Consider the following 15056-nt stretch of genomic DNA (forward strand, 5'->3'; position numbering starts at 1 on the left):
GCCCCATGCGCCGCCTGACCGTGATCGTCGTCGTCCTCGCCGCCTTGTGGGGCGCGTGGTGGTGGGTGGGCGCGACCGCGACGGAGCGGGGCCTGCGCGCGTTCCTCGGCAGGATGGAGGCCGAGGGCTGGACCGTGCGCTACGACGGGCTCGACACCCGCGGCTTTCCGTCGCGCTTCGACACTACGGCCGACGGGCTGCTCCTCGCGGCGCCGAACGGCCCCGAGGTCTCGCTTCCCTTCTTCCAGACGCTGATGCTCGCCTACGCGCCGAACCGGGCGATCGCGGTCTGGCCGCCGGAATGGCGGGTGGGCGATGTCGTCGTGATCTCGGACACGATGCGCGCCTCTCTCGCGCTCGGGGCGTCGGCGGACCTGCCGCTGCGCCGCCTGACGGCGAACGCGGCCCCCGTCGCGGCGGAAGGGGCGGGATGGCGCGCCAGCGCCGCCGAGATGCGCGCCGCCAGCGAGGCCAGCCCCCTCGCGCGGAACGGGCAGCATGTCGGCCTCCTCCTGTCGGACCTCCTCCTGCCCGCCTTCGCGCGCGAGGTGGTCGACCCCTCGGGCCGCTTCCCCGAGCGGGTCGAGCGGCTCCATCTCGACGCGGTCGTCGGGTTCGATCGGCCCTGGGACCGTCACACCCTCCTCTCGCCGCGGCTGCCGCAGCCGACGCGCCTCTCCCTCGACAGCCTCTCCTTCGAGTGGGGGCGGCTCGAGCTGAACGCCGAGGGCGCGCTGGACATGGACGCGGCGGGTGTGCCGACCGGGCGGGTCGTCCTGCGCCTCGCCGGGTGGGAGGATCTCCTCGCCCTCGGCGAGGAGCTGGGCCTGGTGCCGCCCGACTACGCGCCGCTCGTCAGGCAGGCCATGACGGTGCTCGACGCGATGGACGGCGGTGCGGACGGGATCGAGACCGCGCTGGTCTTCGAAGGCGGCCGCGCGACGCTGGGGCCCATCCCCCTCGGGCCGGCGCCGCGGCTGCGCTACTGACCACCCCAGGGCCGCCGCCCGGTCATCGGCAGTAGGCGCCCGAACGGTAGCCGGCCACGTCGAAGTGGAAGTGGTCCCGGTGGTGGCGGTCGCTCTCGGGGCCGAGGACGGTGCCGAAGATGCCGCATGCGCCCTGCCACATCTCCCTCAGGGCCGCGCCGTCCGCTCCGTTCCAGCCGTCCAACAGCGTGACCGTCCGGCCGTCGCGCAGGACGAAGGCCGAGATGTCGATCGCGTTGCCGAAGCTGTGCTCGCTCAGGCGGGCGCCGGCGCGGTTGTTGCGGCCCCGGCAGGCATAGCTCGCGGCGACGCGGACCTGCGCGATCTGGCCGTCGAAGGCCGGCTGGGCCACGTCGCGCATCCAGCGGTCGAAGGCGCGCGCCGTCGGCTCGGCGATCCGGGCCGGTGGGGACAGCACCGCGCCGCCCGCGCCCGTCACGCGATAGGCAATCGCGATGCCGCAGCGCCCTCGGCCCGGGATGGGATCGATCCGCTGGCCGATGAGGCCCGGCCGACCGAAGAGGCCTGGCGGAAGCGTCCGCTCCCTCTCGCCGCCGAGGGGCAGGAAGCCGAACACGCCGGCGCGCCCTTCCGGCCGGGGCGAGGCATCGGGCGCCTCCGCCTGGCCGCAGCCCGCCAGCGCCAGCAGCGCGACCAGCGCGAGCGCCCTCATCGACCGCCCGCCCGGCCGAAATCGGGCGCATCGATGTCCTGGCCCGCCTCGAGGATGCCGCGCCGAATGGCGCGCGTCCGGCTGAAATAGTCGTGCAGCAAGTCCCCGTCCCCCGTTCGAATCGCCCTCTGAAGGGCGAAGAGTTCTTCCGTGAAGCGTCCCAGTATCTCGAGCGTCGCATCCCTGTTCGTGAGGAACACGTCGCGCCACATGGTCGGATCGGAGGCGGCGATCCGGGTGAAGTCCCGAAAGCCCGCGGCCGAATACTCGATCACCTCCCCGTCCGTGACCCGGCTCAGGTCGTCGGCCACGCCCACCATCGTATAGGCGATGAGGTGCGGCGCGTGCGAGGTCACCGCGAGCACGAGGTCATGGTGATCGGGGTCCATCACGTCGGTCTTGGCGCCAAGCCGCCGCCAGAACGCCGCCAGATCGGCGGCCGCCTGCCCCCCGTCGCCATCGGGCGGCACGATGAGGCACCAGCGCCCGTCGAAGAGCGAGGCGAAGCCCGCCCCGGGCCCGGAATGCTCGGTCCCTGCAAGCGGGTGGGCGGGCACGAAGTGGACCGATTCGGGCAGGTGGGGGCCGACCGCGTCGATCACCGCCCGCTTCACGCTGCCCACGTCGGTGAGGGTCGCGCCCGGCTTCAGCCGGGGCCCGATCTCGGCGGCCACGGCGCCCATCGCGCCCACGGGCGTCGCCAGCACGACGAGGTCGGCGCCCTCCACCGCGTCGGCGGCCGTGCCCGTCACCCGATCGACGAAGCCGATCCGCATCGCCGCCTCGCGCGTCGCCTCCGACCGGGCATGGCCGACGATCTCGGCCCCCATGCCGGCGCGCCGCATCGCGCGCGCCATCGACGAGGCGATGAGGCCCAGCCCGATCAGCGCGACCCTCTCGTAGCCATGCGCCCCGCTCACGCGGCTTGCGCTTCCTGGAAGCGCCCGATCTCGTGGACCACGCGGCGGCAGGACGCCTCGTCGCCCACGGTGATCCGCAAGGCATGCGGCAGCCCGTAGTTCGCGACGTGCCGCACGAGGATTCCCTCCTCCTTCAGGAAGGCGAGGCAGGCGCGGGCGGCGCCCTCCGAGGGAAAGCGCACGAGGACGAAGTTCGCGGTCGAGGTGTCGGATGGCAGGCCCAGCTCGGCCAGCGCCTCGGCCATCCAGGCCCGCAGGCGGGCGTTCTCCTCGCGCGAGCGGACGGCGTGGGCGGCATCGCGGATCGCCGCTTCGGCCACGGCCTGCTGCACGTCCGAGAGGTTGAACGGCCCCCGGATGCGGTTCACCGCGTCCACGACGCGCGCTGGGCCGTACATCCACCCCACGCGCAGCCCGCCCAGCCCATGGATCTTCGAGAAGGTGCGCGTCATGACCACGTTCTCGGACCGCTCCACCAAGGCCGCGCCGCCGTCGTAGCCTTCCGCGTATTCCGCGTAGGCGCCGTCCAGCACCAGCAGGCACCCCTTCGGCAGCCCGGCGGCGAGACGGCCGATCTCGTTGCCGCCGATCATGGTGCCGGTGGGGTTGGCGGGATTGGCGACGAAGACCAGTTTCGTGCGCTTTCCGGCACGGGCCAGGATCGCGTCCACGTCGACGGTCCGCTCGCGCTCCGGGACGACGATGGGCTTCGCCCCGGCGGCGTTGGCGTATATCGGATACATGGCGAAGCCGTGCTCGGTGAGCAGGACCTCGTCGCCCTGCCCGGCGAAGGCCTGGCACACGAGGGCGAGCATCTCGCCCGACCCGGCGCCGCAGACGATCCGCCCCGCGTCGATGCCATGGACCTCGGCGATCGCCTCGCGCAGGGCGCGGTGCGAAGTGTCCGGATAGCGGTGCAGGTCACGCCCGGCGTGCCGGTAGGCCGTCTTCGCCGCCTCGGACGGACCGAACGGATTCTCGTTGGAGGAAAGCTTGACCACCCCCTCCTGCCCCTTCTCGGGGGCGGCGCCGCCGACGTAGGGGGCGATCCGCTGCACCCCCGGCTTCGGCGTGACCTGCTGGACCATGTGAACGTCCTCCCGGCCTGCGGTTCTAGCGGCCGCGGGCGCCCGCCGGAACCCGAAAGGCGGCCGCGGAGGCGGAATAACCGATCGATCCGAAGCCCCCCGGGCCATCACGCCCCGAGCGCCGCCACCAGCGCGGGGGGATCGTAGATCGTCGGAAGGACCGCGATCCGCCCCCCGTCCCGAAGCGCAAAGGTGGGGAAGGCGGTGATCCCCATCTCGCGCCCCTCCGCGAAGGCCGCGTCCTGCAGGCCCGGATCGTGGATGTCCGGCAGCACGACCCCCGGCGCGTGCCTGTCCAGAAGCGGCGCGTATGCCCCCGGATCGTTGGGGTCCATGCCTTCGGCATAGTGCGCCTCCGTCACGGCGCAGGCGAAGGCGAGCGCGCTCCCCGGCCGCTCGCGGCGCACCGCATCCACGGCGACGGCGGGCGGGCCGCTGTCGGCCACAGCGCCCGGCGAGCGCATCCATTCGAAGAACGCCTCGGAGGGGGCACGGCCCGTCACGGCGCGCAGCCTGCCGGCCGCGCCGCGTACGTAGCCTTCCATCGCCGCCGCGGGCCCGACCCGATCGCCGGTGACGAGCCCGGCCATGACGACGCGCACCGGCACCACCTCCGCGGCGGCGCGCACCGCCGGAGCGGCGCCGTAGCACCATCCGCAGATCGGGTCGTAGCCGTAGATCAGCTCGCGTGCGGCGCTCATCGGGCGGCGGACACGAAGGGAGCGCGACGCACCATGTCCTCCCGCCCGAGGACCTCGAGGATCGCGCCGGCTAGATCCTCGCGGTCGATGGACGTCGCCGCGGGGCGGTCGAAGGTGAAGGTCCATCGCCCCGTCGCACGGCCCTCGGTCAGCCGCGGCGGACGCATCGCCGTCCATTCCGCGCCGGAGGCGGCCAGCATGTCCACCTCCCGTTGCCGGTCCGCGAGCATCTTCCCGACCGTCAGCCGCATGACGAGGCCGATCGCCTTGTCGCCCAGGCCCTTCTCGTCCTCCGGCCGGTCCACGCCCGCGCCGGCCACGGTCACGTAGCGGACCCCCGGATCGGCGCGCAGCACGGCCTCCGCCGCGGCGGAGCACACGCCCTCGCCGTTCGAGGAGGCGAGGCAGGACACCACCGCGTCGGCCTCGCGCGCCGCCTCGGCGATGGCGGGATCGGTCCAGGCGCCGCCGATCTCCTCGTCCGCACCGGCCACGGCCCTGCGGCCGTGCGCCGTGACCCGGTGCCCGGCGGCCTTCGCGGCCGCGAAGACTCGGCGCCCCGTCCGTCCCGTCGCCCCGAGGAGAAGGATGTGCATCGCGCCCTCCTTGCATCGTGCGTGCCGAGGGGATCATGCCGCACGGGCGCATCGGCGCAAGTACGCAGCTGAAGGATACCGCCCCACGCCGACCGGTCCGGACTGCTCCGTCGAACGCACGCTGCGGCCCCTGCCGGGGAAATGGCGGCTGTCGATCCTGCTCCACCTCAGAGGCGGCGAGAGGCGCCGAGGCGTCCTGCGCCGGCGCCGGCGCCCATCACGCCTCGCGTGCTTACAGGCGCGCTGCGCGGGCCGGAGGGGGACGGGCCGATACGGCACCGGGCCGAGGACGCCGCCCCGCCGGTCGTGCGGTACGGCCTGACGGCGCGGGCTGCCGCGCTCGCGCCCGTGTTCGAGGCGGTGGCGATCCGGGCGTCGGGGACCCTGTCCCGACGAAGAAGGGCCGCCCCCCGGGACGGCCCTCCGGAACGGCCCCGGGGCCGCGGATCAGTTCTGAGCGTAGTACTCGATGACGAGGTTCGGCTCCATCTGGACGGCGTAGGGCACGTCGGAGAGGCCGGGGGTCCGCACGAAGGTCGCGGTCATCTTCGAGTGGTCCGCCTCGACGTAGTCCGGCACGTCCCGCTCGGAGAGCTGCACGGCCTCGAGCACGGAGGCGAGCTGCTTCGACTTGTCCCGCACGGCGATCACGTCGCCCTCCTTCACGCGGTAGGAGGGGATGTTCACGCGCTGGCCGTTCACCGTCACGTGGCCGTGGTTCACGAACTGGCGGGCGGCGAAGATGGTGGGTACGAACTTCGCGCGGTACACCACCGCGTCGAGGCGCCGCTCCAGAAGGCCGATCAGCTGCTCGCCCGTGTCGCCCTTCACCCGCGCGGCGTCCGCGAAGATGCGCTTGAACTGCTTTTCGGTCAGATCGCCGTAATAGCCCTTCAGCTTCTGCTTGGCGCGGAGCTGCAGGCCGAAATCGGACATCTTGCCCTTGCGGCGCTGGCCGTGCTGGCCGGGGCCGTACTCGCGGCGGTTCACGGGGCTCTTGGCGCGGCCCCAGATGTTCTCGCCCATGCGGCGATCGATCTTGTACTTGGCAGAGGTGCGTTTGGTCACCGTCTGATCTCCTTCGATCTGCCGCCCCCGGGGCGGCATTGCGTGAAGGGCGTTGTCCTCTCCCCGAAGGGCGACAGGCATCCCGTTGCCGGGGCCCCCAACACCAAAGTGAAACGCCCGAAGGCTGCGCTCCGGGACGGGCGGGCGTCTGCGCCCGCGCCGGGCCCTTGTCAACCGGGTCAACCGGACGGCGGGCGCGCCGGACGCGGGCCGTTGCCTCGGGACGGCGACCGCACTAGCCGGCGGGAATGACCGCCCAGATCGTCTGCATCAAGTGGGGCACGAAGTACCCCGCGCTCTACGTGAACCGTCTCTACGGCATGTGCGCGCGGAACATGGACCGGCCGTTCCGCTTCGTCTGCTTCACCGACGACGCGGAAGGGATCCGGCCGGAGGTCGACTGCCTGCCGCTCCCGCCCCTCGACGCGAACGTGCTGCCGAGCCCCGGGCAATGGGGCAAGTCGCGGCTCTGGGCGGCGGAGCTGGGCGACCTCGAGGGGCCGTTCCTCTTCGTCGACCTCGACTGCGTGGTGATCGGCCCGCTGGGGGACTTCTTCGACCGCGGCTCGCCTCAGGACGTGATCCTCGCCCGCGACCCGGCCAAGCCGCTGCACCGGATCGGGCAGACCTCCGTCTACCGTGCGCCGGTCGGCAAGCTCGCCTCGATCCGCGCCGCGTTTCTCGCCGATCCGCTCGGAACCCAGCGGCGCTTCCGCTACGAGCAGCGCTACGTCACGCGCATGGCCCCGGGCGGGGTCCGCTTCTGGCCGCGGGACTGGGTCGTCCACTACCGCCGCCGCTGCCGCAGGACGTTCCCCCTGAACTACGCGCTCCCGCCCAAGCCCCCGAAGGACGCGCGGATCGTGATCTTCGCCGGGCACCTGAACCCGCCCCAGGCGATCGAGGGGCGGTACCGCGCGGGCGGCCCCGCCACGCCGCGCGAGCACCTCGCCGCGACCTTCGACCGCGGACGGCGCTACGTCTCGCCGCGCCGGCATCTGCTGGCCTACATGGCCCCCGCACCCTGGATCGAGGAGGCCTGGCGCGAGTAGCGCGCGCTAGCCGCAGCGCGAGAAGCCGCAGTTCGTGCAGGTCGCGCACCCTTCGGCCATGTGCAGCGCCGTCTCGCCGCAACGGGGGCAGGCCGCGCCGGGCACCGCCGGGGCGGGCGTCGCCTTCGGGAAGGTCGCGGGCGCGGCAGGGCCGTCCAGGAAGCCGATGGCGCGCATGTGCTCCTCCAGCGCGCCGCCGATCGCCGCCAGGAGCGAGGGCACGTAGCGCCCCCTTACCCAGGCCCCGCCGCGCGGGTCGAAGATCGCCTTCAGCTCCTCCACCACGAACGACACGTCGCCGCCCCGCCGGAAGATGGCCGAGATCATCCGCGTCAGGGCCACCGTCCAGGCGTAGTGCTCCATGTTCTTCGAGTTCACGAACACCTCGAACGGACGCCTGCGCCCGTCCACCACGGCATCGTTCACCGTCAGGTAGATCGCGTGCGCGCTCTCCGGCCAGACCAGCTTGTAGGTCGTCCCCTCCAGCGCGGCGGGCCGGGGCATGGGATCGGCGTGCGGTGCTGCCGGCGGCCCGCCGCCCGCGGCGGCGCGGGGGGCGTCGGCGACGGACATCACCGCGCCCGTGACCGCGTTCGGCCGGTAGGTCGTGCAGCCCTTGCAGCCCGTGTCCCAGGCCAGGCGATAGACCTCCTTGAACGCCTCGAAGGAGATGCCCTCCGGTAGGTTCACGGTCTTCGAGATCGAGGAATCCACGAAGGGCTGAACCGCTGCCTGCATGGCGACGTGCTCCTCCGGGGAGAGGGTCTGGGCATCCGCATAGGCCCGCGGCAGGCCCTCGTTCCCCTGTTCGCGCCAGACCCGGACGGCGTGATCGACGACCTCGACCTCCTCGCGCGCGCCGTCGGGCATGAGGACCTTGCGCCGGTAGGCGGAGGCAAACACCGGCTCGATCCCGGAGGAGACGTTGCCCGCGAAGAGCGAGATCGTCCCCGTCGGCGCGATCGAGGTCAGCAGCGCGTTGCGGATGCCGTCCCTCGCCACCGCCTCCCGCACGTCCGCGCCCAGCCGGTCCAGGATCGGCGCGCGGCCGAAGCCCTCCGCGTCGTAGAGCGGGAAGGCGCCCTTCTCGCCCGCCAGCGCGGCGGAGGCCAGATAGGCCTCCCGCGCCACATCGCGCATCCATCCGCCCGCACGCTCCGCGGCCTCCGGCGTGCCATAGCGCAGCCCGAGCATCATCAGCGCGTCGGCCAGGCCCGTGACCCCCAGCCCAATCCGCCGCTTCGCCCGCGCCTCCTCGGCCTGGGCGGGCAGCGGAAAGCGCGAGGCGTCCACGACGTCGTCCATGAACCTGACGGCGGTGCGGACCGTCGCGCCGAGGCGCGCGCCGTCCAGCGCCGCCTCCGTCCCGAACGGGTCCCGCACCAGCGCGGCGAGGTTCACCGACCCCAGCAGACAGGCGCCATAGGGCGGCAGGGGCTGCTCCCCGCAGGGGTTCGTCGCGGCGATGGTCTCGGCGTAGTTCAGGTTGTTCTGGGCGTTGACGCGGTCGATGAAGATGACGCCGGGCTCGGCCACGTCGTAGGTCGCCTGCATGATCCGGTCCCAGAGGGCGCGGGCCCGAACGGTGCGGAACGTACGGCCCCCGAAGGAGAGCGCCCAGTCCCCGTCCGCATCGACGGCGGCCATGAAAGGGTCCGTCACCAGGACCGAGAGGTTGAAGTTCCGCAGCCGCCCAGGGTCCCGCTTGGCGTCGACGAAGGCCTCGACGTCCGGGTGGTCACAGCGCAGCGTCGCCATCATCGCGCCCCGCCGGTTGCCCGCCGACATGATCGTCGCGCACATCGAGTCCCAGACGTCCATGAAGGAGAGCGGCCCCGACGCGTCCGCCCCGACCCCGGCGACGGCCGCCCCCTTCGGCCGGATGGTCGAGAAGTCGTAGCCGATCCCGCCCCCCTGCTGCAGCGTCAGCGCCGCCTCGCGCAGGGCGTCGAAGATGCCCCCCATGCCGTCGGGGATCGTCCCCATCACGAAGCAGTTGAACAGCGTCACCGCGCGCCCGGTGCCCGCCCCGGCCCAGATGCGGCCCGCGGGCAGGAAGGCCGCGTCCTCCAGCACGGCGCGGAAGCGCGCCGCCCAGACCTCCGGCTCGGGCTCCGCGGCGGCCACGGCGCGCGCCACCCGGTCCCGCGTCGCGGCGAGATCCGCGTCCAGGGGCGCGCCCCCCTCCTTCAGCCGGTACTTCAGGTCCCAGATCGAGGCGGCGATCGCCGTCTCGAAGCCCACCGAGGCGGGGCCGTCAGAAGGCGGGGCATGGGGCGGGGCGGTGTCGGGCATGGTCCTTGCGGCTCCCCTTCCGGCCCTTATCTGGTGGCGCGATGGCCGGGCACGTCAACATCCTGAAGCTAAGCGTCGGCACCAAGTCCGTCGAGGGGCTCGCCAAGTGGCAGAAGCGCCCGCAGGTCCGCACCGCGGACGGCCACCCGCGCCACGTCACCCGCATGTGGCCCCGGCGCGAGGCCGAGATCGTCGCGGGCGGCTCGATCTACTGGGTGATAAAGGGCGTCGTCCTCTGCCGCCAGCGCATCCTGCGGCTGGAGGAGGTGGTGCGCGCCGACGGCATCCGCCGCTGCGGCCTCGTCCTCGATCCCGAGCTCGTCCCGACTGCGGCGCAGCCCCGGAAGGCGTTCCAGGGCTGGCGCTACCTCGTGCCCGCCGACGCGCCGCGCGACCTGCCCGCGGGCGCGGCGGCCGAGACGGCGCTGCCCCCGAAACTGGCTGCGGCCCTGTCGGAGATCGGGGTCCTCTGACGGCGGAGCGGGCTCCGCCTCACGCCGCCCATGGGGCGGGGCTCACCCCGCCGCCCGCGCCGCCAGGTCGCGGAACGGCCCCTCGTCCCCGCCATCGACCTGCGAGCGCCAGAGGCAGGCCTCCGAACGCAGCACCATCCCGTCCTCCAGCACGCGCAGGTGGTTGGCGCGCAGCGTCTCGCCCGTCGACGTGATGTCGGCGATCGCCTCGGCCCCGCCGCCTGCCACGGTGCCTTCCGTCGCGCCCTGGGAATCGACCAGCACGTAGTCCGCCACCCCCGCTTCGCGCAGCGCGGCACGGGTCAGGCGGTGGTACTTGGTCGCGATCCGCAGGCGGCGGCCGTGCCCCTCGCGGAACTGCGCCGCCACCGCGTCGAGGTCGTGCAGGGTCCGGCAGTCGGACCAGAAGTCCGGCACCGCGATGACCAGGTCCGCGTGCCCGAAGCCCAGCGCCGCGACCTCCTCGGCCCGGACGGCCCCCTCGCGGATCAGGTCGCGCCCCGTCACGCCGAGGTTCACTTCGCCCGCCGCCAGCGCGCCCGCGATCTCGCCCGCGGACATGAGGCGGGCCTCGACCCCCTCGATCCCGTCCAGCGCGACCGCGTAGTCCCGCGCCGTCCCCGTCCGGCGCAGGCGCAGCCCTCGCGCAGCCAGCCATTGGGCCGTCCGCTCCATCAGCCGGCCCTTGGAGGGCACCGCCAGCGTCAGCACGTCCCCGCCCCGACCAGCGCCGCCGGACGCACCACGCCGCCCACCGCCGGAACGTCGCCGCCCATGGCGCGCACCAAGGCGTCGTAGCGCCCGCCCGTCGCCACGGGCGGCCCGCCCTTCGCAGCGAAGACGAAGGTGAAGCCGTCGTAGTACTCCATCGACGCCCGGCCCAGCGTCGCCTCGAAGGGAAGGTCGCGCGCGCCCATCGCGTCCAGCCGCGCCGCCAGCCGCTCGACCGCCGGGGCGAGGCCGGGCGCGTCGAGGCGGCCCGCCGCCTCCAGCGCGTCCCCCGCCCGGCCCCTCAGGGCGATCAACGCCTCCAGCGGCGCGACCTGCCCGGGCGCGAGGGGCGGCACGGCGGCGTCGGCCTCCATCGCGGCGCGGCGCGCCTCGACCTCGGCCCGGCTCCGGGCACCGATCTCCTCGGCGGCGCCCGCAGGCCCCGGCATCGGCGGCCGCTCGGCGTAGCGGGCCAGCAGCGCGCGGAACCGCGCCGGCCGCCACACGTGCCGCAGGAGGGCCGCGCGCCGCCGCGGCGACGTCTCCAGCCCCCGCACCGCCGCGAGCAGCAGGCCGATGTCGCCGATCACGGGCGCCGCCGCGCCGCCCACCGCCTCGGCGACGGCGCCGAACGCCTCCGCGTCGGCCTCCACGCCGCCGCCGAACAGCTCGAAGCCGACCTGCACGTACTCGCGCGCTCGGCCCGGAACCTCCTGCCGGCGAAACACCTCGCCCGCGTAGGCGTAGCGCGCCGCCCCCCGGCCCCCGGCGACATGGTCCCGCACGAGGGGAACGGTGAAGTCGGGGCGCAGCATCGTCTCGCCCCGCAGGGGGTCGGCGGTGACGAAGGCGCGCGCGCGGATGTCCTCGCCATAAAGATCGAGGAGCGGGCCCGCCGGTTGCAGGACCGACGTCTCGAAGGGCTCGGCCCCGCGCGCGGCGAAGAGGGCGGCGACACGCTCCGCCTCCGCGCGCAGGGCGCTCGAGGGCTCCTCGGGCCGGACCTCCAGGGCCATCCTCACCGCTCGACGATCTCCCGCACGGCGGCGACCAGCCCCTCGCGTGGCACCTCGCGCTGGGCGGGCCGCTCCTTCCACTCCTCCAGGGTCGCGGTCTCGGAGATGGCCTTGCCGAGGGCGAGGTCCTTCACCTGCACCACCCCGCGCGCCCTCTCGTCGGAGCCCTCGATGATCGCCGCGGGCGCGTTCCTCTGGTCCGCGTATTTCAGCTGGTTGCCGAAGTTCCGCGGGTTGCCGAGATACACCTCCGCCCGGATGCCCGCTGCGCGCAGATCGGCCGCGAGGGCCATGGAATCCGCCACTCGGTCCCGGTCCATCACCGTCACCACCACTGGGCCCGCCGGGGCCGGGGCCGCGCCCCGCGCCTCCAGCGCGGCGAGCAGCCGGTCCACGCCGATCGAGACGCCCACCGCCGGCACCTCCTGCCCGGTGAAGCGCTTCACGAGGTCGTCGTAGCGCCCGCCCCCCGCGACCGAGCCGAACTGCCGCGGGCGCCCCTTCTCGTCCACCACCTCGAAGGTGAGCTCGGCCTCCATCACGGGGCCGGTGTAGTAGCCGAGGCCCCGCACTACCGATGGGTCGATGCGGACCCGGCCCGCGCCGCCCATCGCGTCGACGGCGGCGAACACCCTCTCCAGGGCGTCGACGCCCTCGGGGCCGGCAACCAGCCCGCGCAGGGCGGCCAGCGTCGCGCCAGCGTCGTCCCCTCCGGCGCCGGTGAAGGCCAGCACGTGCGCCGCCTGGTCCGGCGCCAGGCCCGCGCCCTCCGTCCGATCGCCGCTCTCGTCCACCCGGCCCTCGCCGAGCAGCGCGCGCACCCCCTCCGGGCCCAGCCGGTCCAGCTTGTCCACGGCCCGCAGCACGGCGCCGCGCGCGCCCTCCGGCACCTGCGCGGCGTCCATCACGCCGTTCAGCACCCGGCGGTCGTTCAGCCGGACCACGTAGTCGCCCCTGGCGATCCCTGCGGCCTCCAGAGCGTCGGCGCACATCACGGCCGCCTCCGCGTCCGCCGCCGGCAGCGCCGATCCCACCGTGTCCGCGTCGCATTGGTAGAACTGGCGATACCGCCCCGGGCCCGGCTTCTCGTTCCGCCAGACCAGGCCCATCGCATAGCGGCGATAGGGGCTAGGCAGGTCCGCCCGGTGCTGCGCCGCCACCCGCGCGAGCGGCGCCGTCAGATCGTAGCGCAGCGCCAGCCAGCCCTCGTCCTCCTCCCACGCGAAGACGCCCTCGTTCGGGCGGTCGAGGTCGGGAAGGAACTTGCCCAGCGCCTCCACGGTCTCGACGGCGCTGGTCTCCAGCGGCTCGAAGCCGTGCAGGCGGTAGATCTCCGCGATGCGGCCCAGCATGGCCTGCCGCCGCACCACCTCCTCGCCGAGATGGTCGCGAAAGCCCTTCGGCGTCTGCGCCTTGGGCCGGGGGGTCTTCTTCGCCTTCGCCATCTGGGCCTCCGGAGGGACGCGCGGGGCCTTACCCCGGCCCCCGGATCGGTGCAAACCGCCCCCGGAGGAGGGCCCGCCCATGGACCACGAGGAACGCATCGCCTGGCTCGAGCGCGATCTCGCCGACCTCTCCGCGGTGGTCGCCCGGCAGGACGCCGAGATCGCCCGCCTCGCGACACTGGCCGACCGCCTCGCGCGGGCGGAGGCGGACCGGCGGGCCGAAGGCGGCGGCGGGGTAGTGATGGGCGACGAGCGGCCGCCCCATTGGTAGCCCCGGCACGGCCCCCCAGGGCTGCGGATGGTGCATTACTGCAAAACAGGATTGCCTGACGCCGCGGAATGCGTGCATGCTCCCTACGGGGGATGATCTTGATGACCACGATCGCCGACTTGCACCTGCTGCCCGTCCCGAACCAGCCTGACCGCGTCTTCGCCGAGGGCGAAGCGCCGAGTGGGGCGTTTCTCTTCTCGCTCCTGCAGGCGACGCCGGACTGCATCAAGGTGATCGAGGCCGACGGCACGATCTCCTTCATGAACCAGAACGGCCTCGACGCCATGGGGATCGGGGACGTCGCCGAGATGCGCGGCGTCCCGTGGTCCTCGTTCTGGCCGGAGGCGTCGCGCGAGACGGTCGATGCCGCCGTCGGGGCCGCGCGGCAAGGCCAGCGTGCTCGGTTCGAGGGGCCCTGCCAGGCGGCCGGGGGCGCCCTGCGCCGGTGGGAGGTCTCCGTCTCGCCGATCGCGGAGGCGGACGGACGGGTGGTGCGCGTCCTAGCGGTCTCGCGCGACGTCACCGAACGCGCCGAGCACCTGCTGCGCATCGAGGAGCAGGAGGCCTTGCTGGCCGCCAGCGCCGCCCGCCTGCGCCGCCGCCTCGGCGACCGCGAGGACGAGCTTCGCGAGAAGGACGTCGCCCTCCGCGAGGTCGACCACCGGGTGAAGAACTCGCTCGCGATGGTGTCGGCCATCCTGCACGCGCAGGCCCGCTCGGCGCCCGCCGCCGCGGAGGCCCTCGCGACGGCCGCGTCGCGCGTGCGCGCCGTCGCGGAGGTCCACGGCGCGATCTACGCTGCCGACCGGGCCGAGCGGATCGAGATGCGCGACTACCTTCGCACGCTCGCCGAGGCCCTCTCCCGTTCGCTGGCGGGGGGCGACGTGAAGGTCGAGCACGCGATATGCGAGCGCACCCTGACCGGCGGCGAGGCGCTGGCCCTCGGCCTGATCGTGTCCGAGCTGATCGCCAACGCCCTGCGCCACGCCTTCGCGAAGCATCGCGGCACCGTCCGCGTCGGCTGCGAGCCCGCCGGCACGGGCCGGACCGTCCTGACCGTCGAGGACGACGGCGCCGGCTTCCCGCAGGGCTTCGACCTGCGACGGGCGGAGGGCCTCGGGAGCAAGGTCGTCCTCTCCTACGCCGCCAAGCTCGGCGCGGAGGTGGAGACGGGGGCCGCCGAAGGGGGCGGTGCACGGGTGAGGGTGGTGTTCTAGCCCCCCGCCTGCCGGGCCAGGCTGCGCGCGGCCCTTGCCGTCTCGGGCAGGGTCAGCGCCGCGGCCACCGCCGTCAGCGCCGTCGCCGCCTGGCACCAGGCGCAGAGCGCGCGGTTCTCGCTCCACTCCTCTTGGGCGAGCTTGGCCGCCGTGGCGAGGTCGTAGACCGCCTTGGCGCTCGTCGCGATCGGCAGGTGCGGCTGCTCCTCCGCCCGGTCCTCCCCGCCCATGGCGGCGAGGGCGGCGCTGCCGGCATAGGTCAGGGTCATCAGGAAGCCGTCGGGCACGTCGAGGCGCTTGTAGCCGTAGTTGCTGGCGTCCACCCGGTCGCTGTCGAAGGGGCCGACCGGCGGATCGGGAAGATGCCGCAGCATCCCGATCTGGTAGGCCCCGACCACGCCCCCGATCGCGGCGCAGGCGAGGTTCAGGCCGACGACCCAGCGGCGGCGGGTCAGGTCGGGCGAGGTTCCGAGGCGAAGCTCGCGGGATAGACGGGCGGGTTGCATGGCGGTCCTCCGAAGGGCGTGCATCCCCCGAACGC

General features: G+C 73.9%; 16 protein-coding genes. 5 read left to right on the forward strand and 11 right to left on the reverse strand.

Going from position 1 to position 15056, the window contains the following annotated elements:
* Positions 1–5 precede the first annotated feature (5 nt).
* A complete protein-coding gene (locus tag BCF33_RS07220; RefSeq protein ID WP_106160304.1) occupies positions 6–989 on the forward strand; it encodes a DUF2125 domain-containing protein in 984 nt (327 codons plus the stop codon).
* 22 nt (positions 990–1011) lie between these two features.
* Here BCF33_RS07220 and BCF33_RS07225 read toward each other — a convergent pair whose 3' ends face one another.
* The 6 genes from BCF33_RS07225 to rpsD form a co-directional block, all read right to left on the reverse strand.
* Positions 1012–1662 (reverse strand): extensin-like domain-containing protein, encoded by a 651-nt coding sequence (locus tag BCF33_RS07225; RefSeq protein WP_106160305.1) that lies wholly within the window; start codon positions 1660–1662, stop codon positions 1012–1014.
* Positions 1659–2582 (reverse strand): prephenate/arogenate dehydrogenase family protein, encoded by a 924-nt coding sequence (locus BCF33_RS07230; RefSeq protein WP_106160306.1) that lies wholly within the window; start codon positions 2580–2582, stop codon positions 1659–1661. The genes BCF33_RS07225 and BCF33_RS07230 overlap by 4 nt, the downstream gene beginning before the upstream one ends.
* The gene (gene hisC, locus BCF33_RS07235) at positions 2579–3670 is read right to left on the reverse strand and encodes a histidinol-phosphate transaminase (protein ID WP_106160307.1); all 1092 of its coding nucleotides are present in this window, start codon (positions 3668–3670) and stop codon (positions 2579–2581) included. Before hisC ends, BCF33_RS07230 begins: the two co-directional genes overlap by 4 nt.
* 107 nt (positions 3671–3777) lie before the next feature.
* Complete coding sequence (locus tag BCF33_RS07240) at positions 3778–4371, reverse strand: thioredoxin domain-containing protein (protein ID WP_106160308.1); 594 nt, start codon at positions 4369–4371, stop codon at positions 3778–3780.
* Positions 4368–4967 carry an NAD(P)-dependent oxidoreductase gene (locus BCF33_RS07245; RefSeq protein WP_106160309.1) on the reverse strand — a complete coding sequence of 200 codons (600 nt, stop codon included), beginning with the start codon at positions 4965–4967 and terminating at the stop codon, positions 4368–4370. Before BCF33_RS07245 ends, BCF33_RS07240 begins: the two co-directional genes overlap by 4 nt.
* Before the next feature lie 447 nt (positions 4968–5414).
* Positions 5415–6035, reverse strand: a complete 621-nt coding sequence (rpsD, locus tag BCF33_RS07250; RefSeq protein WP_106161440.1) for a 30S ribosomal protein S4 — start codon at positions 6033–6035, stop codon at positions 5415–5417.
* A 248-nt stretch (positions 6036–6283) separates the two neighbouring features.
* On the opposite strand from rpsD, the gene BCF33_RS07255 reads away from it, so the two are divergent.
* Positions 6284–7087 (forward strand): glycosyl transferase, encoded by an 804-nt coding sequence (locus BCF33_RS07255; protein WP_106160310.1) that lies wholly within the window; start codon positions 6284–6286, stop codon positions 7085–7087.
* A 6-nt stretch (positions 7088–7093) separates the two neighbouring features.
* Here BCF33_RS07255 and BCF33_RS07260 read toward each other — a convergent pair whose 3' ends face one another.
* Positions 7094–9382 (reverse strand): adenosylcobalamin-dependent ribonucleoside-diphosphate reductase, encoded by a 2289-nt coding sequence (locus BCF33_RS07260; RefSeq protein WP_106160311.1) that lies wholly within the window; start codon positions 9380–9382, stop codon positions 7094–7096.
* 41 nt (positions 9383–9423) lie between these two features.
* On the opposite strand from BCF33_RS07260, the gene BCF33_RS07265 reads away from it, so the two are divergent.
* A complete protein-coding gene (locus BCF33_RS07265) occupies positions 9424–9855 on the forward strand; it encodes a DUF1489 family protein (RefSeq protein WP_106160312.1) in 432 nt (143 codons plus the stop codon).
* 42 nt (positions 9856–9897) lie between these two features.
* Here the strand turns inward: BCF33_RS07265 and hisG are convergent, their stop codons facing one another.
* Genes hisG through hisS form a run of 3 tightly spaced genes read right to left on the reverse strand, consistent with a single transcriptional unit; the run spans position 9898 to position 13027 of the window.
* Complete coding sequence (hisG, locus tag BCF33_RS07270; protein WP_106161442.1) at positions 9898–10530, reverse strand: ATP phosphoribosyltransferase; 633 nt, start codon at positions 10528–10530, stop codon at positions 9898–9900.
* A 29-nt stretch (positions 10531–10559) separates the two neighbouring features.
* Complete coding sequence (locus BCF33_RS07275) at positions 10560–11582, reverse strand: ATP phosphoribosyltransferase regulatory subunit (protein WP_106160313.1); 1023 nt, start codon at positions 11580–11582, stop codon at positions 10560–10562.
* A 2-nt stretch (positions 11583–11584) separates the two neighbouring features.
* Positions 11585–13027, reverse strand: coding sequence for a histidine--tRNA ligase (hisS, locus tag BCF33_RS07280; protein WP_106160314.1), 1443 nt, complete (start codon positions 13025–13027; stop codon positions 11585–11587).
* Positions 13028–13106: 79 nt separating this feature from the next.
* On the opposite strand from hisS, the gene BCF33_RS07285 reads away from it, so the two are divergent.
* Positions 13107–13298, forward strand: coding sequence for a SlyX family protein (locus tag BCF33_RS07285; RefSeq protein ID WP_106160315.1), 192 nt, complete (start codon positions 13107–13109; stop codon positions 13296–13298).
* Positions 13299–13399: 101 nt separating this feature from the next.
* Positions 13400–14515, forward strand: coding sequence for a sensor histidine kinase (locus BCF33_RS07290; protein WP_158259373.1), 1116 nt, complete (start codon positions 13400–13402; stop codon positions 14513–14515).
* On the opposite strand, the gene BCF33_RS07295 is transcribed toward BCF33_RS07290, so the two are convergent.
* On the reverse strand, positions 14512–15021 hold the full coding sequence (locus BCF33_RS07295) for a vitamin K epoxide reductase family protein (protein WP_106160317.1): 510 nt from the start codon (positions 15019–15021) through the stop codon (positions 14512–14514). The two genes, BCF33_RS07290 and BCF33_RS07295, sit on opposite strands and share 4 nt — an antisense overlap.
* Positions 15022–15056 lie beyond the last annotated feature (35 nt).

This window comes from Hasllibacter halocynthiae (assembly GCF_003003095.1).
GTDB classification, from domain to species: domain Bacteria; phylum Pseudomonadota; class Alphaproteobacteria; order Rhodobacterales; family Rhodobacteraceae; genus Hasllibacter; species Hasllibacter halocynthiae.